Origin of the sequence: Undibacterium sp. Jales W-56 (genome assembly GCF_025548535.1) — a bacterium.
GTDB lineage: Bacteria > Pseudomonadota > Gammaproteobacteria > Burkholderiales > Burkholderiaceae_D > Undibacterium.
The window spans coordinates 301,203-319,722 of the sequence record NZ_JAJLQW010000004.1 but is presented as its reverse complement, the minus strand read 5'-3'; the positions used below and the strand labels follow the sequence as shown (position 1 = coordinate 319,722).

Here is an 18,520-nt window from a genome sequence, read left to right as displayed (position 1 = left end):
ATATGAGGCGTTTTTTCTCGTGGCTGATCTTGTTGCCGATTTTATTGTTCGTGCTGTTGCAGGCGTATTTCCTTTTGCAAATTTGCTGGTGGGTACAATTCAATCCGTCTTCAACCAGTTTCATGCGGCAACAGCTCAGCGTGTTGCAAGAAAAAAATCCTGATGCCAGGCTTCAGTACAAATGGGTGCCGTATAGCAAAATCTCGAACAATCTGAAGCGTGCGGTGATCGCTTCTGAGGACGATAGTTTTGTCGATCATGACGGAGTCGACTGGGAGGCCATGCAAAAGGCCTATGAAAAAAACCAGAAGAAGGGCAAAGTCGTTTCCGGCGGTTCCACGATCACCCAGCAGTTAGCGAAAAATCTGTTCCTGTCAGGACAGCGTAGCTATCTACGCAAAGCGCAAGAATTAATCGTGACCTACATGCTGGAACTGTGCATGGACAAAGAACGGATTCTGGAAATTTATCTGAATGTCGTCGAGTGGGGTGTCGGCGTATTTGGCGCCGAGGCCGCGGCCCAGCATTATTACGGTATCAGCGCGGCGGCCCTGAGTCCGGCGCAGGCAGCGCGGCTCGCGGTGATGTTGCCCAAGCCGCGATATTTCGATAAAAATACAGGATCTGCTTATTTGCAAAGGCGTAGTGAAATGATTTTGAAACGTATGAATTGGGCGGAGTTGCCATGACTCTGCAGCGTCAATCAGGTGCCATCAGTCTGCTCATGACAGCGATCGTGATGATGTTGCTGACGGCTGCGGCTTTGGCGTTTTTTTATTTCATGCGCTATGGCGAATTACCTTTTCACGATGCGTTGACACGCTGGAGCAAATCCGGCAACGCCATTTCCAGCGGGATCAAAGAGGCGGCGAATTTGCGCAATCCGGCAGGACAGACGATTACCGCAGATTCTGAGGTACGTCGTTGTATCATCAAAGGGAAAGTCGTTTTTTCGAATACCGATTGTCTCGATACGAATGCAACAACCCGCACGATCAAGCTGATGGATAACAAGGGCTTTGAACCGCCCAAAGTCCCCGCGTCCAGCGCAGAAAGTCAAGCGAACGGCATGCCGGATTTACGCGAGCAATTGATCAATAAGCAAACTCGCTGATGTCGGCATACTTCGCCTTGACCGACTGAGGCAAACGGCTGGCAGGCATCAGCTTGTCCTCACGCCTGCTCCGGTTGCGCCTGCCAGTCCCAGTCTGGCCAGCGTCTCTAATTCTTCCCGGGATACAACGCCCTCGGCAATCACTTGCGTACCTATGCGGCCCATGATGCTGGTAAGGCCTTTGATGAATAACTGATTGCGCTCATTGCTATCAATGCTGCGCACAAAAGCACCGTCAATCTTGAAGTAATCCAACTTCACGTCATCGATTAAATGTAATTTACTCAGTTGATGGCCGGCATGTTTCAAGCCTATCTTGCAGCCGGACGGACGTACCATCTGTTCAAATATTTTGAAAGCATCGAGATGTGCAAGCACCCCGTGCTCAGGAATTTCCAGCCATAGGCGATGACATAAATCGGCGTGGGCTTGCATGAGCTTGCGCAGCGCTTCCCTGAAGCCTGGGTCGCGTATGGATAAGCCTGACAAGTTGATCGCCAGTCCAGGCAGTTCTGGCTGCTGACCCAGAGTCGTCAAGCCCAGCGTGACTGCGCTGAGATCGAGTTTTGCCGACAAACCGAGGCGTTCGGCGATCGGCAGAAAGCGTGCTGCGGCGAACCAGTTATCTGCAAACATCAGCCGCAATGCGCTCTCCTGATGCAGCAAGTGGCGATTGAAATCAGCGACCGGAAATAAGGCGAGCTTGACCCTGTTTTGTTGTAGCGCTTGCTGTATCAGGCCGGCCCATTCCTCCTGGCTTTTTGGTGCCTGCGCAATCCCCAGCGGCGCGGCGCGGCGTATGTCACTGTGACCGCTCATTTCTACGCTGGCAATGGCTGTGTCGACTTGAGACAAGAGATTACCTGCCGTCATGCCGTACTCAAATTCACTGTAGCCTATGCAGACCCGGCACGGCTGTTCGCCCGTCTGATCGAGCGTGGTTTTGAGCGATTCCAGCAAGGCGTGCGCCAACGGTTCTGCGTCAGGATGACGGCATAAAATCGCAAAATCAGAACCGTTCAGGCGGGCCGCGAAACCGTCTTCCAAGGCCGTTATCTGCTGATGCAAGACTTGCCCGATCGCTTTGAGCAGGGCATCTGTTTTTGCGCGCCCCCATTGCTGATTCAATTCCGCGAAATGGGTCAGATGCAGCATCACGAGACAACCGGCTGCTGCGTTTTCCTGCTCTGTCATGACTTGCAGCTGCGCCATGAAATGCGACCGGTTTGCCAGGCCTGTGATGGCATCGGTATTGGCCTCGCGTCGCAAGCTGTCGAGCCTTGAGGCTTCTTCGGCAAACATGGATTTTAATAAATTCACCGAGGCATTCATGGCGATCGACAGTTGTCTTAACTCTGGAACGAGTGACTCTGGTGTTGTGACAAAGCGGCGTTCTGCCAAGGCGCGCGCCTGCGCTATGACGTTGTCTAAAGGCTGTTTCAGGCGGCGCAACACTCGTGTGCCGAGATAGCCGGCAATCAATCCCGCCAGACCGATCGCTGCCAGCATGCGGCAGGTCGAATCCCATAGCGCCTGATACGCGAAACCGCTTTGCGAGACTACAGAAATCGTTCCGACTTGCTTCCAGCCATCGCTGATCTGGGCCTGACCGGGGAGAGAGCTGAGCGGGAATAGCTGAATAAACCATTGGGGCACCGGGCTTCTTTCTGCCGCAGCCGTACGTTCGACCATTTTTTTACCAACGGGATTCGCGATGCTGATGCTTTCATAATGTCCCCGGTCGAATAACGCGGCGACCATCAATTCAAGCGCTACCGGGTCGGCGTTTTTTTGACTGAGGGATAACGCAAGAACGCTGGCATTGTCAGCGTTTTTCAATCTTAATTGTTCGTTTAAATACGCTCGTGAACTGAGTGTCGATGCCAGCAGACTGCCCATCGACGCGAGCAGGGTGCTTAGGATAATGGCAAGCCAGAGTTGACGATACATAGACATAATGCGTTTCCTTTAAAAACCTTCGCGTCGTGCACGTTCCAATAAATCCTGCCACCTTGAGAGCCGGCTGGTGCCGCCGGCACCCAGCGTGGCATTGGCGGCAGCGCCGGAGAAAATCCCTTGGCTATTGAAACTGAATATTGGTGTTAAATCTTTGCGCTGGGATGCTGGATGTATCTCGGTATTTAAATTATCCAATACCAGCGGTTCGCCCTCGAGCGAGGGGTAATATGCCAGAATCATATGTGCTTGCTGGAGGCTGCCGCCAGCGCCATCGGCATTTTCTATGCGCGCTTTGACATAGATGAGACGCAACTGATTATCGGCGACATTCATGCTGCGCAAAGTAAAGTATTTGGCGATCACGAAATCTTCGCAATCGCCTTTGCCTTTGGCGAGCGTTTCCATCGGCGTCGCCCAATAATCGGGGACGCCCCAGACTTCCTGGTCTTCGGCGTAAGCTATTTTTTGATTGAAGAAATCGTTGACGTTCTTGAGCTGGCTGGCGATCGATGCATGGCTATTGGCTTGCACCAGTTTTTGCCAATCGTTGAGTGCTTGCTGACTGCCGCCGAGCGCGCGGATGCTGGCTTGTAAGCGCGGGAAGTCGAACGCGCCGACAGTCAATAGCATGCACAAAGCCGACACAAAAAATGTCAGCTTAGCCAGCATGTGCAATTGACGAAAGCGCGATGACAAATGAAGTGTCCGTAAGTATCATCATCAAGATGCAAAACAAAGGAACGCTGCACCAATCCTAAGAAGCTTAATTTAGTGCAACCCGCACCTACTCTAGCATCAATGCAATTGCGCAAAAGCCTGTTTGGCGGCTTCTATGGTGGCTGCGATTACCGCATCGTCATGTTGTGCAGAGACGAATCCCGCCTCAAATGCCGATGGCGCCAGATACACGCCGGCATCCAGCATCAGGTGAAAGAAGCGATTGAATTTCTCCTTGTCGCTGGCCATCACGCTGGCATAACTGCCTGGAATTTCTTGCGCAAAATACAGTCCAAACATGCCGCCTTGTGAGTCAGCGCAAAAGGAGATATTCGCGGCTTTGGCTGCGGCGCTTAATCCTTCCACCAACTTGGTAGTCTGTGCAGATAAGTGCTGATAGAAACCGGGCTCCTGCACCAGTTTCAGTGTGCTCAGGCCGGCAGCCACAGCGACCGGATTACCCGATAAGGTGCCTGCCTGGTAGACGCCGCCCAGCGGTGCCATATGCTGCATCAGGTCGGCGCGGCCACCGAATGCAGCGACCGGCAGACCGCCGCCTATCACCTTGCCCAGCGCCGTGATATCGGCCTGAATACCGTACAGCGCTTGCGCACCGCCGAGACCAACGCGGAAGCCGCACATCACTTCGTCAAAAATCAGGACGCTGCCGTAGTCAGTACATAGGCGGCGCATGGTTTGCAGGAACTCTGGCGTGGCTTTGATCAGATTCATGTTGCCGGCAACCGGCTCGACGATCACGCAGGCGATCTCTGTACCGTAGGCTTTGAAGGCGTCTTCCAATTGCTGCGGGTCGTTATAGTCGAGCACCAGCGTATGCTTGGTGAAATCCTCCGGCACACCTGCCGAAGTCGGATTGCCAAAGGTCAGCAAGCCGCTGCCGGCTTTCACCAGCAGCGAGTCGGCGTGACCGTGATAGCAGCCTTCAAACTTAATAATCTTGTCGCGTTTGGTTGCGCCGCGTGCCAGGCGCAATGCGCTCATGGTGGCTTCGGTTCCGCTGGATACCAGGCGCACCTGTTCGATCGACGGAACCAGGCGGCAGATTTCTTCTGCCATCAGGATTTCAGCTTCGGTCGGTGCGCCGAAGCTCAGGCCGCGTGCGGCGGCTTCCTGCACCGCCTTGACCACGGCCGGATGCGCATGTCCGACGATTGCTGGGCCCCAGGAGCCTATGTAGTCGATATAACGCTGGCCTTCGGCATCCCAGAAATACGGGCCTTCAGCTCGTGTGATAAAACGCGGCGTGCCGCCTACGGAGCGGAATGCGCGCACGGGAGAGTTAACACCGCCGGGCGTGGTTTTTTGCGCGCGGGAAAACAAGCTGTCGTTTTTATTGGTCATGGTCATGCAGGATCAGGTGGATATAGATTGTTGGCCAAAATTATTTGGCAATCAAATTGGGCGTCATTATTTATTCCGGCTCTTTCGCCCAGAAATAGCGATCGGGTATCAGTTTGCCCATGCCCAGACGTTGTGCGTGGCCGATGGCAGCGACGGTGAATTCCTGTGCTTCCAGCACTGCTTCCGGGATTTCCAGGCCATTCGCCAGCAGGGCGGCGATGCTGGCAGATAAAGTAGTGCCTCCACCGGCATGTAAGCCACTTACCCGTGGCCAGTGATCATTGCGTACTACGCCGGCGTCATTGAATAAAATATTGGCGACTTCGGTAGTGCTGGTCGGCGTGCCCGTCACAAATACATATTCGCAGCCGGATTCAATTAAGGCCATCACATCGGCCAGCATGTCGTCGTCGCTGTTGGCGCTGCTTGGCGCTCCCGGTTCGCGCCAGGTTTCCGCCAGCCTGGATAATTCAACCGCTGAAATCAGCAGCAAAGTCGCTTGCGGGATGAGTAATTCCCGGATCGCCAGCAACAGGTCTTCGGCTTCCGGGACTTCCGGCATGCCGGAATTAAACGGATCCAGTATCAAGGGCATGTCGGGATAGTCCGAGACGATTTCTGCGATTGCGGTCACATTTTCCACACTCGCGATTTGTCCGACCTTGAAGGTGACAATGGGCATGTCTTCCAGGATGGTTCTGGCCTGATCGATGACCAGGTCGGTTTCCATGGGATAGATATCGTCTATTTGCGAAGTGTCGCCGACCAGAATGGCCGTAATCACAGGGAGGCCGTGGCAGCCCATCGCGGCGAACGAGGCAAGATCAGCCTGCACGCCGATTGCGGCAACCGGATCCGAAGCGCCAAAGGTCAAAATAAGTGGAGAAATTTGGTTTTGCACGTTGGGTAGATTAATATAGTCGACTTTGTAGAGGTTATTGCTCAATATTCCGATGGTGTTTCAAGTTGCGGCGCGACCGGTGCTAAAAGTGCTTGGACAGGACTTGCGGAAATGTTTTGCGACAATCTCGGTATTTTACTTGATTGAAGGGTTTTGGTCGTGAGTGATAAAGAATCAGCAACTGCAGAATTTAAGACATGGATGTGCCTGATTTGTGGTTGGGTCTATGATGAACAACAAGGTTTGCCGGACGAGGGGATTGCTCCAGGCACCCGCTGGGAAGATGTGCCGATGAATTGGACTTGTCCCGAATGTGGCGCTCGCAAAGAAGATTTTGAGATGGTTGCTTTTTGATTTGGTTGCTTAAAAAATAATTTTTAAAGTGGTTTGGTGTTGCGTGTTGTACTCGAATGTTTGTTCGGGGAAAAAAACGTCGCAAGTGTGGCATTTTTTGTTACAGTGTGAAATGATTTTTAACCCCGGTTTCTTAGAGAATAATCTTATGTCAACATTGACAGGCAATGAAAGCTTGAAAATTATGGTGATCGACGACAGCAGTACGATTCGTCGCTCAGCAGAGATTTTTTTAGGGCAGGTGGGGTATAAAGTGGTTTTAGCGGAAGATGGATTTGATGCTTTGGCTAAAATCAACGACTCTCACCCCGACTTGATTTTTTGCGATATTTTGATGCCAAGATTAGATGGCTATCAGACTTGTGCACTGATCAAAAAAAGTGCCAAATTTCGTGATACGCCGGTCATCATGTTGTCTTCAAAAGATGGTCTGTTTGATCGCGCGCGTGGCGCAATGGTAGGGTCAGATGAATACCTGACCAAGCCATTTACAAAAGACAGTTTGCTCAAAACAGTGCGTAATTACACATCCGGCACGCCATCCAAATGATTTAAACGTATTAATGTTGAGGTAAAAAATGGCTATACAGAAAATTTTGGTAGTGGATGACTCCCCGACCGAGCGTTACTTTTTAACGGATATTCTGGTTAAAAATGGTTTTTCAGTGTCGACCGCTGAAAATGGCGAAGAAGCGCTGACAAAAATCAAGGCAGATAAGCCGCAATTGATTTTGATGGACGTGGTCATGCCGGGCCAGAATGGTTTCCAGATCACGCGCGCAATTGCCCGCGATCCTGAAACGCAGGATGTGCCCGTGATTATCTGCACCAGTAAGAATCAGGAAACGGACCGAATTTGGGGATTGCGTCAAGGTGCGCGTGATTACCTTGTCAAGCCAATTGACCCGCAAGAATTATTGGCAAAGATAGCCGCACTCGGCTAAAGCTTTTTATTCGATCACATTCGATAACTTTTCCGGACCATTATGGACCAAACTTCTCGCGATAAACCAGCGACAAGCCTGGACAGAACCAGGCCAGATGCCGGTTTGCGTCGTACCCGCTTGCGGGAATTTCAGGCGCAGTTGGTCGAGCGTATGCAGGCTGCTCAAAGTGGTGCGCGTGTTAGCGCCAGTCAATTGGGCGTGATGATTGGGCAGGTAAGGTATTTGCTGGATTTGCAGGAATCGGGCGAAATCGTGTCTGCCGGATCGATGACTAAAGTCCCCCTGACCAAAGACTGGTATGTCGGCGTATCCAACATCCGGGGAAACTTGACCAGCGTAGTCGATCTCGCGCGCTTTGAAGGGCGCGATGTGACCAATCTGGATCATAGCTGCCGTGTGGTCGCATTCGCACCGAGCCTGGCGTTTAACAGCGGCTTGCTGGTCAGCCAGGTGTTGGGTTTGAGGAACGCGGCAGAAATGGAAGAACAAGAGAGTTCGGACGGGGGCATCCGGCCCGGTCAGAAACCCTGGATCGTCAAAAAATATCGTGATCGTGATGCAAACATCTGGACGCAACTGAGTTTGGCTGCGCTGGTGCAAGATCAGGATTTTTTACATATTGGTTTGTAATTCGTCAGCCATCTTCATTAGATTGGCTGACAGCTTCTCAATCGTTTAGGAGACCTAGTAATGGCATTTAAACTACCGTCCTTGTCCAAGAAAAAACAAGACCAAGAGCTTGACTTAGCAGAATCAAGCGTCCGGGAGTTCAATAATGCTGCCGATTCGATTGAAGAGGCGAGTAATGTGAAGATGCTCCCGGAAGATGCCGGCAGCGCGCAGAAAGCAGAATCCGTACAGGTAGCCGCAGAGCGTACGCATGTGCCGCGTGCTGACGCGACTTTCATCGGTGATGCACTGGAAAAAGGCGGCGATATACGTCTCCCTTTGATCGGTCATTTGCCTTTGCAGAGACAAATCCGCGTATTGCTGATCCTGATGGTGGGCTCGCTGTTGGCGGTTGCTTTGTTCGTGTATCTGAACTCCGCGCAATCGACCTTGATTTCCACTCAGGCGCAGATCGCGGGTGAGGTGCTGATGCACTCGCAGCGTATCGGTAAAGCGGCGCCGAATGCGATTCAGGGTAATCCGGCAGCGTTTAAACAGCTGGACGAAAGTCGTCGTGAGATCAACAGCGATCTGAACGTGCTGCTGAACGGGCTTTCTTACCAGGGCCGTGAACTGAAAAAACCGGACTCTTCGGTTGAACCCGTATTGGCCGACACCAAAAAAGCCTGGAATAACTCCGACAAAGCCGCTGAGACGATTTTGAAGTTACGTAAAGAATTGACTGGTTTCGGTCAGACGCTACAGAAACTGAATGGCTTGTCCGGTGGCTTGCTGGAACTCACGGAACAAATTTCCACCTTAAAAGTACAGGGCGGCGGTAATTCCCGCGAAATTTCGGCATCTGGCCAGTTGGTCATGTTGACGCAACGCCTGGCACGTAGCGCAAATGAATTCCTGACTTCCGAGGGTGTCAATCCTGAAACCGCGTTCTTGCTGGGCAAAGATACCAACACCTTCCGTGATCTGGTTGACGGCTTCCTGAACGGTAGCGATGTATTGCGTCTGACGCCGACTAAAGATGCGGCAACCCGTGAAAAATTACTCGAATTGCAAAAAGCGTTTGCTGAATACCAGACTTCCGTTTCCAGCATTCTCGGCAACCTGCAAAACTTTATTGCAGCGAAACAGTCCGAGCAATTGGTATTTAATGAAAACGAAGATCTGAAGCAAAAAATTACCAAGCTCCAAAAAACTTATACCGCGCAGCAAGATACGATCAGCATCTCGTTCTGGCTGATGTTGTTGAGCGCTGTTCTGGCGCTGGTTTCCGCGGCAGGTATCGCTCTGGTTCTGTTGCAAGATAGCCGTAACCGCGCTAAAGAAGCGAATGAACGTCGTATCGAGGCCGATGCCCAGATGTTACAAGCGCAAAAGCAGGAAGAGGAAGCGAAAGCGGCAAACGATCAGAATCAGGCTGCGATTTTGCGGCTGATGAATGAATTGCAGGAAGTGGCGGATGGTGACTTGACGATTCAGGCGACGGTGTCCGAAGACATCACCGGCGCGATCGCCGACTCGGTTAACTACACGGTGGAAGAATTGCGCGGTCTGGTCGGTCGCGTAACTTCAACCGCAGCGCAGGTTACTTCTGCATCGAATCAGGCGCAAAGTATTTCGAACGATTTGCTGGAAGCGTCGCAACAGCAATCGCGCGAAATCTCTGACGCCGGTCAGATCGTTGTGACCATGGCACAGGATATTACCGACGTATCGCGTTCTGCGAATGAATCGGCCGAGGTTGCGCGCCAGTCGGTTGCAGCGGCAGAGCAAGGTTCTCATGCGGTGGAAAATGCGATCAAGGGTATGAACGAGATTCGCGAACAGATCCAGGAAACCTCCAAACGTATTAAACGACTCGGTGAATCTTCGCAAGAGATTGGCGAGATCACGGAACTGATTTCCGACATTACCGAACAGACCAACGTGTTGGCGCTGAATGCGGCGATTCAGGCGGCGTCAGCGGGTGAGGCAGGACGCGGCTTCTCTGTGGTTGCGGAAGAGGTTCAGCGACTGGCGGAGCGTTCAGCTGAAGCGACCAAGCAGATCGGTGCGCTGGTTCGTACGATTCAGACCGATACCCATGACGCGGTTGCCGCGATGGAAAAATCCACGCAGGGTGTGGTTGAGGGAGCCAAGCTTTCCGATGCTGCGGGTACGGCGTTGTCTGAAATCCGTAGCGTTTCCAATCGTTTGGCGGAACTGATTCAAGGTATCTCCCTGGCTACCGAACAGCAGGCTACTTCTGCGAACGGCGTTGCTCAGAACATCCAGCATATTTTGACGATTACTGAGCAGACTCAGACCGGTACACAACAAACTGCGCATTCCATTAGTGAATTGTCGATGTTGGCTGAAGAACTTAGAAACTCCGTATCTCGTTTCCGGGTTGCTGCTTAATTTTCAGCTATTGGCTGTGCCTTATGTGCAGCCATATCATAAATGCATGGCGATAAGCGAAGGTTTATCGCCCTTTGAGTTTGCGGGGTACGCATGACGTCTGATTTTTCAATTTCGCAAGAAACTCCCCAGGAGCAGTTTGATATCGGCCCATTGTCTTGGGTCATGGGTGAAGTTCGCGAAGCAATTACCAGTGCTGGAAAATTATTGTCGGATGCTGTTGCGCAGGACGACGACAGCAAATCCACGATGCTATTGCATGCCAAAAGTTATCTGCATCAGGCGCATGGCGCCTTACAGATTGTGGATATCGATGGCGTGTCTATCGTCACAGAAACCATCGAAGATTTAATCGAGCGCCTGCAATCAGGCCAGCTTGAAATGAGTCCGGTGCATATCGATGTCATCAATGACGCTTTTCACGCTATTTTGCGTTACCTCGAAGATCTGTTGTCTGGCAGCGCGCATCAGCCGGTCCGTTTATTCCCTTACTACCGTGCCTTGCTTGAGTTGAAAGGGGCGGAACGCATTCATCCTGCCGACTTATTCTTTCCCTCTCTGTCGGTGCAGGAGCAAATTCCTGAATTGACGATTGCGCACAATGTGGCGGCAGTGAATTACACCGGCTTGAGGCAACGTTTTGAAAAACTCTTGCTGACCGTCTTGACCAGCAAGGACAATGCGCAACAACTGGGTGCGGTGCAGGCGATGCACGACTTGATTGGCGAGATCGAACATGCCCAGGTAACCCCGCAAGCCAAAGCATTCTGGCTGGTGATGCGTGGATTTGCCGAAGCGGTTGCGCAGGGAGCGATCGAGAACAAACAATATGTAAAGCAAATTTTCGGCCGCATCAATCTGCAGATTCGTCGTTTGGTGGATGGCGTTTCCAGTATTCCAGAGCGACTGTTGCGGGACGCATTATTTTTTATTGCTCAAGTCGATCATCCTTCAGCCTTTGTTGCGCAAATCCGTCGCGCGTATCAACTCGATAATCAAGTTCCAGTCGATTACGATCAAAAGAATTACGGCAAGATTGCTGCCAATGTTCTGGCGACAGCCAAAGAACAAGTCGCGAGCTTGAAAAATCTGTGGGGCCGGATTGCCAATGGCGATGCCAGTATTGCAGATCGTTTTGCGCAAAAAATGAAGGACCTGGCGGAGAATGGCTCGAACCTGAATTCACCTCCTTTGTCGAAGTTGCTGCGGGAGTTGAGCGGCATCGCACGTCACGCAGCGCATACCACTGAAAAAAGTAAGATAGGCATAGAACTGGCCACCAGTTTGTTGTTTGTAGAAAACGCACTTGATCATATAACGCGTTTACCTGATCACTTCGCTGAGCGTGCTGACGAAGTCACTGCGCGTCTGTTGTCCCTGGTTTCTGGCGACGAGCCTGCTACCCAGGCCGCATGGATGGGAGAAATTTCCCGTGAAGCGCAGCAAAGGCAAACCATGTCGGTACTGGTCGCAGAAATGCAGTCCAGTTTGCGCCAGGTCGAAAAAAACCTGGATGAATATTTCCGTGATCCGGCCAGTGTCGATGTGTTGTCGCCAGTTGATCCGATTTTGCATCAGATTGGCGGTGCATTGGCCATTTTGGATCAGGACGATGCGATGCTTGCTGTTGAGCATGCACGCAAAATCATTGCGCAATTCTCAGAAGTTGCAGGTACCGAGCATGCTGAAAGCGCTCATCAAAATGTGGCGCAAAATATCGGCGCCCTGACTTTCTTCATCGAGATTTTGCAATCGCAACCGGATACGGCGAAGAAAAAATTCAGTTTTGACGCGAAGGCCGGATTATTACGCTCAAGACTGCTTGAGAAGAGTGCGGAAAAAGAATTGCTGCCGTCTTCGCTGAATGAATCTGCCGGAAACTCGGTGCCGGCACCATCGGCAGAATCGGTGGTGACCGCTGAACAAGAGCTGGCCAACCAGCAGCAGCAATCCTCAAAACTGGTCGCCTCATTGATGGAAGAGCCGGAAAATCAGGCGCTGCAAGCCCAGTTAAAAGATTCTCTGGAATCGGAACGCTCGGTAGCAACCCTTCTGGATGATGCCGATGCGAGTACCCGTGCCCGCGCAGCAATTGATTTGCTGGGCAAGGCAGACGCCACCATTTCGCAAGATGCGCTCAACAACATCGTAGCGGCGACGACGCCTGTGGTCAGCGAGCCTGCGCCAAGCTATGTCCCGGAGTTGCCTGCCAATGACGAAGCAATCGATGCAGAATTATTAGAGATATTTCTGATGGAAGCGGATGAGGTTCTTGGTTTTGTCAGAGAAACGGTACCGGCATCCAGACGCGATCCAGGCAATCAAGAACATCTCACGAGTCTGCGCCGCTCATTCCATACCTTAAAAGGCAGTGGACGCATGGTTGGCCTGACCATCTTCGGTGAAGCCGCATGGAGCATTGAACAGGTCATGAACATGTGGCTGTCCGAGTCGCGTGAAGGCAGCGAACATTTGTATGCCTTGCTGGATCGGGCTGCCGACGACCTGTTTGCCTGGGTCGAAGAATTAAAACATACCGGATTCTCCAGCCGTAACGGACTGGCGCTGATCGCTGCGGCAGAACGCATTAAAGCCGGTCAAGATTTCCACTATGTCGAAGCAGCAGTAGCTGCACCGGCCGAGACAGTCGCTTCGGTTATCCCGGCTGTCATAGTGGAAGCGGATCATCGGGTACTTGAAACTGCTCAAGATGAACCTCTTTCTATTGCAGATATTGCACCCGCTGCCGCGATCGATATTCTATCCGCAGAAGAGCCGGAAGCCGTGATTGAAGCGGTTGCCGCATTCGATGAAAATGAAGCCGACGAGCTTGAGCATGTAGAGGATATCGCCGAGATTGCGATCACCGAATCAGCGTTGCTGAATCCGGCCGGCAGCGCAGAAGGCGCCGCTCCTGCCGCTTTGGCGGAGCCAGCATCAGCTCCGGAACCGCATCCGATTGCAGAGCGTCTGGATCTTCCAGATGCGCTGCCAATAGAGCCGTTGGCCGATGCACATCAAGAGCTGGAACATATCGTTGATTTGGGTGCCGATTTAGACTTAGTTACGCAACTGCCTTTGGCGCATGAAGCGACTCCCGCTCCTGAACCGGTAACAGAAACCATCGTCGCCGAAGCTGTGACTGCGCAGATTCTTGAATTTCCCGACTTGTCCAAGCCGGCAGAATCGCAAGATGACAACGTAAAACGTATCGGCGATATAGAAATCAGTTTGCCTTTGCATACGATCTACATGGCAGAAACGGATGAAATTGTCCGCTTCTTGTCACAAGATTTTGCCGAGTGGCGTCATGAGCCGCATCGCAATGTGTCAAAACATGCGGTACACGCCGCACATTCTCTGGCTGGCAGCTCCGCTACGGTCGGCCTGAAGTCGGTTCAGGAGTTGGCCCACAGTCTGGAAATGGTACTTCAGAGACTGGAGCGTCACCCGGTCGCACTGGATAAGACGGAGTTTGATACGCTTGATCACGCTGTTGAAACGGTCAAGCAGATGTTGAAAAAATTTGCTTTATCCGAGCTTGCGGAGCATGCCTCGACCGAAGTCCGCCAGCTTGATAGATTATTGCTGGCCGTCATAGCGCGTTCTGATGTCGGTGCAGATGATGAATTCATTACCTCTACCAATGAAAAACTGGATATCAATGATTTATCCGGGTTAAGTGTTGCCGACGATGCCGCCGCGCCAGAGTTGACTCTGGTTTCACCTTCAGACACCAGCTTAAACAAGCCAGAAGATCATTTGCTGGATCTGGAAACGCAACAGGCGATTGCCGCCGATTTGCTTGAGCATCCCGCGGCATCGACAAGTCCAGCCTCAGGTACACTGGTTGAGCCGGAACCTGCATCATTGGTCAGCGTAGACCTGGCGCCGCCGCTGGTCGTGCCCCCGCTGGCTGAAGCCGTCGCCGAGCCTGTGACGGCCCCGGCAGAGCCGCCACATCAGGAGGTCGCGGCAAACGCTTTATATGAAGCCGTTCCGCTGACATCCGATCCTGACTTGCGCATCAAGGATGATCTCGATCTCGATCTGTTGCCGGTGTTTATCGAAGAAGGCCATGATTTATTGCCTATGGTCGGGCAATTGCTGCGTTCCTGGCAACAGCAACCTGAAGAGACCGCGATCCCTCAATCCATCTTGCGCCTGATGCATACCATCAAGGGTAGCGCGCGCATGGCAGGGGCGATGGAGTTGGGCCAACATACCCATGATATGGAAACGCGTGTAGAGAATCTGATGCACGCCGGTGGCGGCGCAGCACGTCAGCCATTGATGGATGATCTGGTCATGCGTCATGATTACAGCATGCAATTGTTTGATCGCCTGCAAAATCCACAGGCTCAGGTGGCGGCGCCAAGCGCTGCGGAAGCGCTGACGCCGGCGCAGGAATTAGATCAATTCCAGGAAGTATTGAACCAGGATGCAGCGGCTGCGAACCCGGCTGAAACCGGTTCTGCAGCTAAAGAATTAATCAACCTAGCACCTGTGATACCGCTGCAGACATCTAATGCGCTTAGTAATTTCGTGCCTGGCCGTGCCACTACTCCCGCAGCTGCAACGCCGGCAGCTCCTGTGCCTCTGGTGCGGGTTCGCGCCGATATTCTCGACCGCCTCGTCAATCAGGCCGGTGAAGTTTCGATCTCACGCTCCAAGCTGGAAAACGAAGTCGGCACCTTGCGTACCTCATTGACGGAATTGACTGAAAACGTCAACCGTTTGCGCGATCAGTTGCGTGAAGTAGAAATCCAGGCAGAGACGCAAATCACCTCGCGTATGGCGATGTCCGGCGATCGTGAATTCGATCCTTTGGAATTCGACCGATTTACCCGTTTGCAAGAGCTGACTCGTATGATGGCCGAAAGCGTCAGCGACGTGGCTACGGTACAAACCAACTTGACACGCACGATTGACGGCGCATCGAACGATTTGCATATACAGGCGCGTTTGACGCGTGAATTGCAACAGGATCTGATGCGTGTCCGTATGATCCCATTTGCCAGTATCGCCGAACGTTTATATCGGGTAACCCGTCAAACTTCCAAAGAAGTGGATAAGCGCGTCAACCTGGATATTCGCGGTACCTCGGTGGAGATTGACCGTAGCGTTTTGGAAAAAATGATCGGACCATTTGAGCATTTATTGCGTAATGCAATTGTGCATGGCATCGAGTCCCGGGATGCCCGTCGTGCCAGCGGCAAAGAAGAAATCGGCGAATTATTAGTCGAGATCCGGCAAGAAGGTAATGAAGTTGTGATCCATTTCAGTGATGACGGACAGGGCTTGAACTTGTCCCGTATTCGTGAAAAAGCCAAAACAGTCGGCTTGATTGGCTACGATGAAAATGCCAGTGACCTGGATGTTGTCAACATGATTTTTGAACCAGGCTTCTCTACTGCCAGTGAAGTAACCGAACTCGCAGGTCGTGGCGTTGGGATGGACGTCGTGCGTTCAGAAGCCGCCTCCCTGGGCGGTCGTGTTGCTGTCAGTTCTACCGAAGGCAAAGGCGCGCATTTCACGATTCATTTGCCCTTGACACTGGCCGTGACTCAAGTCGTGATCTTAAAATCCGGCGGCAAAACCTTTGCGGTGCCTTCCGTTTTGGTAGAGCAAGTACAGCAATTGAAATCCGCCATGCTGGCGACGGCATATAACGATGGTGCGATCGTGTGGCAAGGCAATCGGGTTGCGATGCACTACTTGTCATCGATGCTGGGTGAGCATGATGTGGCGCCGATCGCGCAGCAGTATTCGCCAATCCTGATCATGAAGAGTGGTACCGAACGTGTTGCCATTCACGTCGATGATATCGTCGGTAACCGCGAGGTCGTGGTTAAAAATATCGGTCCGCAATTGGCGCGTATGATCGGTATTGCCGGTGCAACGGTGCTGGGCTCAGGTGAAATTGTGCTGATTCTGAATCCGGTACCTTTGGCGCACAGGATGGAACATGAGCATGCGCGTCATCCTACCCAGCAAGCGACGCAGGATCATCCGGAAATGGGGGCGGTGGCGAACCTCAGCGCTGGTACTGCGAATGCCCAGGTCGCACCGGTTCAGGGCTTGCGTACCCAGCATACGATTATGGTAGTCGATGATTCGCTGACGGTACGTCGTGTAACCCAGCGTTTGCTGACGCGCGAGGGTTATCAGGTTGTCTTGGCAAAAGACGGCATCGATGCGCTGGAACAATTGCAGTCGGTGACGCCGGACGTCATGCTGGTCGACATTGAAATGCCGCGTATGGACGGCTTCGACCTGACCCGCAATGTCCGCAGTGATGCACGCACCAGCCATATCCCTATCATCATGATCACTTCGCGTACAGCGGACAAGCATCGCAACTATGCGCAAGAACTGGGTGTGAATGAATACTTCGGTAAGCCATATCGGGAAGATGATTTGCTCGGGGCGATTATGCGTTTTGTGGGTAAAGAAGCGGTTGTCGTATAAATAAACCGTAACGGATGTCTTCTAGAGATCATCCATCAGATGTAAATTTAAAAATGCACCTTGCTCAAGGTGCATTTTTTTCGCCGGCTTTTTTCACCACTGCGTAGCGCGCCAAGGTCGCTGTGCGCGCCTGCTCATGTTCGACGATGGGTAGAGGATAGTCTTTGCCTAATGTGAGCCCGGCCGATCGCAATACATCAGAGTGATGCTGCCATGGCGCGTGAATTTGTTTATTCGTCAGTTTGCCGAGCTGCGGCAAATAGTGCCGGATGAATTTGCCTTCCGCATCAAATTTCTCAGACTGTGTGATGGGATTGAAAATCCTGAAATACGGCTGCGCATCACAGCCGGAAGACGATGCCCATTGCCAGCCGCCATTGTTGGCGGATAAATCGAAGTCATTCAAATGCCGGGCAAAATAGCGTTCACCCCAGCGCCAATCGATGCCGAGATCTTTAATCAGAAAACATGCTGCCACCATGCGCAGGCGGTTATGCATATAGCCGGTCTGGTTCAATTGCATCATTGCCGCATCCACCAGAGGGTAGCCGGTACGCGCTTCGCACCACGCAGCAAATAAGCGCTCAGCATGAGCACCTTGTTCCCATTGAATCGCATCATAAGCGGGCTTGAACGAGCGTTCTGCGACGTGCGGATGATGGTGCAGAATCTGGAAATAAAAATCGCGCCAGATCAATTCAGCCAGCCAGACTTGTGCCCCGGCCTGATCTGCTGCGGTACGCATACAGGCCATGGCTTCGCGTACTAAATGCCGCACCGATACGGTGCCAAAGCGCAGATGCACGGATAAATACGACGGCCCTTTGACCGATGGAAAATCTCTAGCATGGTCATAGCGCTGTATCCGTTGCAAAAAATCTTCCAGCAATATTGCGCCGCCTGACATCCCCGTCGGCAGGTTCATCTGCGACGTGGGCGCATCGCTAAAACCCATATCCTTCAGGCTGGGTATGGAACGCAGTGCGTCCGGCAGATCCGATGCAAAACGATTTGCATAAGTATCAACCGGATAGGGCTTGCTGAAAAAGTCGCTACCGTCCGCATAAAATTTCTTCAGCCAGGCATTTTTATACGGGGTGAATACCGAGAAAGGGGTTCCTGCCAGCGACAAGACTTCGTCTTTTTCGAAAATGACCTGATCTTTGCGCGTATGCAGAGCGCAGCCGAAACTGGCCAGCCGATTCTGCACATTGGCGTCACGCCTGATCGCCTGCGGTTCGTAATCGTGATTGGCGAACACGGCTGAGACTTTTAATTCTACTGCCAATGCCGGGATTTCATCTTCGGCAATACCGTAACGCACGATCAACTGGCCGCCCAACTTCGTCAGTTCACGCGCTAATTCCCGAATACTTGCATGGATGAACCAGACTCGCCTGTCGTGAGGCGCTAAGTCCTGCAATAGGCTTTTATCAAACACAAAGACACAGTACACCGACTGACTATGTTTGAGCGCCGCATATAAGGCGGCATGATCAAAGCAACGCAAATCTCTCCGGAACCATACCAGAGAGCGGTCGAACAGGGGAGGGGCGGTAGTCATGGTTTCGTCATTGTTGATGATGGGTTGTTATGAGTCGTGATGAGTTTGCCTCGGCACAGATGCAGATAGTCTAAAAAATAGGAAAAAGATGCACAAAAGCAGCA

The 18,520-nt window shown here is 52.2% G+C and carries 13 protein-coding genes; 8 read left to right on the top strand and 5 right to left on the bottom strand.

Annotated elements, in window-relative coordinates; genetic code table 11:
- Positions 1–2 precede the first annotated feature (2 nt).
- Positions 3–689, top strand: a complete 687-nt coding sequence (gene mtgA, locus LPB67_RS13190; protein ID WP_262837721.1) for a monofunctional biosynthetic peptidoglycan transglycosylase — start codon at positions 3–5, stop codon at positions 687–689.
- Positions 686–1,114: a hypothetical protein gene (locus tag LPB67_RS13185; RefSeq protein ID WP_262837720.1), complete on the top strand. Its 429-nt coding sequence runs from the start codon at positions 686–688 to the stop codon at positions 1,112–1,114. The genes mtgA and LPB67_RS13185 overlap by 4 nt, the downstream gene beginning before the upstream one ends.
- 48 nt (positions 1,115–1,162) lie before the next feature.
- On the opposite strand, the gene LPB67_RS13180 is transcribed toward LPB67_RS13185, so the two are convergent.
- The 4 genes from LPB67_RS13180 to LPB67_RS13165 form a co-directional block, all read right to left on the bottom strand.
- Positions 1,163–3,070 carry a LapD/MoxY N-terminal periplasmic domain-containing protein gene (locus LPB67_RS13180; RefSeq protein WP_262837719.1) on the bottom strand — a complete coding sequence of 636 codons (1,908 nt, stop codon included), beginning with the start codon at positions 3,068–3,070 and terminating at the stop codon, positions 1,163–1,165.
- A gap of 12 nt (positions 3,071–3,082) precedes the next feature.
- Entirely contained in the window at positions 3,083–3,769 is a 687-nt protein-coding gene (locus tag LPB67_RS13175) for a transglutaminase-like cysteine peptidase (RefSeq protein WP_262837718.1), read from the bottom strand.
- Between the two features lie 99 nt (positions 3,770–3,868).
- Positions 3,869–5,152: a glutamate-1-semialdehyde 2,1-aminomutase gene (gene hemL, locus LPB67_RS13170; protein ID WP_262837818.1), complete on the bottom strand. Its 1,284-nt coding sequence runs from the start codon at positions 5,150–5,152 to the stop codon at positions 3,869–3,871.
- A 70-nt stretch (positions 5,153–5,222) separates the two neighbouring features.
- Entirely contained in the window at positions 5,223–6,053 is an 831-nt protein-coding gene (locus LPB67_RS13165) for a hydroxymethylpyrimidine/phosphomethylpyrimidine kinase (protein WP_262837717.1), read from the bottom strand.
- A 201-nt stretch (positions 6,054–6,254) separates the two neighbouring features.
- On the opposite strand from LPB67_RS13165, the gene LPB67_RS13160 reads away from it, so the two are divergent.
- The 6 genes from LPB67_RS13160 to LPB67_RS13135 all read left to right on the top strand — a co-directional run bounded on the left by LPB67_RS13160 (position 6,255) and on the right by LPB67_RS13135 (position 16,852).
- Positions 6,255–6,407 (top strand): rubredoxin, encoded by a 153-nt coding sequence (locus tag LPB67_RS13160; RefSeq protein WP_262837817.1) that lies wholly within the window; start codon positions 6,255–6,257, stop codon positions 6,405–6,407.
- Between the two features lie 148 nt (positions 6,408–6,555).
- Complete coding sequence (locus LPB67_RS13155) at positions 6,556–6,957, top strand: PleD family two-component system response regulator (protein ID WP_262837715.1); 402 nt, start codon at positions 6,556–6,558, stop codon at positions 6,955–6,957.
- Positions 6,958–6,985: 28 nt separating this feature from the next.
- Positions 6,986–7,351 (top strand): response regulator transcription factor, encoded by a 366-nt coding sequence (locus LPB67_RS13150; RefSeq protein WP_262837714.1) that lies wholly within the window; start codon positions 6,986–6,988, stop codon positions 7,349–7,351.
- Between the two features lie 42 nt (positions 7,352–7,393).
- The gene (locus tag LPB67_RS13145) at positions 7,394–7,984 is read left to right on the top strand and encodes a chemotaxis protein CheW (RefSeq protein ID WP_262837713.1); all 591 of its coding nucleotides are present in this window, start codon (positions 7,394–7,396) and stop codon (positions 7,982–7,984) included.
- Positions 7,985–8,044: 60 nt separating this feature from the next.
- Complete coding sequence (locus tag LPB67_RS13140) at positions 8,045–10,381, top strand: methyl-accepting chemotaxis protein (protein ID WP_262837712.1); 2,337 nt, start codon at positions 8,045–8,047, stop codon at positions 10,379–10,381.
- A gap of 93 nt (positions 10,382–10,474) precedes the next feature.
- Complete coding sequence (locus LPB67_RS13135) at positions 10,475–16,852, top strand: Hpt domain-containing protein (protein ID WP_262837711.1); 6,378 nt, start codon at positions 10,475–10,477, stop codon at positions 16,850–16,852.
- Between the two features lie 64 nt (positions 16,853–16,916).
- On the opposite strand, the gene LPB67_RS13130 is transcribed toward LPB67_RS13135, so the two are convergent.
- The gene (locus LPB67_RS13130; protein ID WP_262837710.1) at positions 16,917–18,416 is read right to left on the bottom strand and encodes a cryptochrome/photolyase family protein; all 1,500 of its coding nucleotides are present in this window, start codon (positions 18,414–18,416) and stop codon (positions 16,917–16,919) included.
- Positions 18,417–18,520 lie beyond the last annotated feature (104 nt).

What these genes read in the sequence shown, in the direction of transcription:
- mtgA (WP_262837721.1), top strand. Translation starts at nt 3, where the DNA reads ATGAGGCGTTTTTTCTCGTGGCTGATCTTGTTGCCGATTTTATTGTTC.
- LPB67_RS13185 (WP_262837720.1), top strand. Translation starts at nt 686, where the DNA reads ATGACTCTGCAGCGTCAATCAGGTGCCATCAGTCTGCTCATGACAGCG.
- LPB67_RS13180 (WP_262837719.1), bottom strand. Translation starts at nt 3,070, where the DNA reads ATGTCTATGTATCGTCAACTCTGGCTTGCCATTATCCTAAGCACCCTG.
- hemL (WP_262837818.1), bottom strand. Translation starts at nt 5,152, where the DNA reads ATGACCAATAAAAACGACAGCTTGTTTTCCCGCGCGCAAAAAACCACG.
- LPB67_RS13160 (WP_262837817.1), top strand. Translation starts at nt 6,255, where the DNA reads ATGTGCCTGATTTGTGGTTGGGTCTATGATGAACAACAAGGTTTGCCG.
- LPB67_RS13155 (WP_262837715.1), top strand. Translation starts at nt 6,556, where the DNA reads ATGTCAACATTGACAGGCAATGAAAGCTTGAAAATTATGGTGATCGAC.
- LPB67_RS13150 (WP_262837714.1), top strand. Translation starts at nt 6,986, where the DNA reads ATGGCTATACAGAAAATTTTGGTAGTGGATGACTCCCCGACCGAGCGT.
- LPB67_RS13145 (WP_262837713.1), top strand. Translation starts at nt 7,394, where the DNA reads ATGGACCAAACTTCTCGCGATAAACCAGCGACAAGCCTGGACAGAACC.
- LPB67_RS13140 (WP_262837712.1), top strand. Translation starts at nt 8,045, where the DNA reads ATGGCATTTAAACTACCGTCCTTGTCCAAGAAAAAACAAGACCAAGAG.
- LPB67_RS13135 (WP_262837711.1), top strand. Translation starts at nt 10,475, where the DNA reads ATGACGTCTGATTTTTCAATTTCGCAAGAAACTCCCCAGGAGCAGTTT.
- LPB67_RS13130 (WP_262837710.1), bottom strand. Translation starts at nt 18,416, where the DNA reads ATGACTACCGCCCCTCCCCTGTTCGACCGCTCTCTGGTATGGTTCCGG.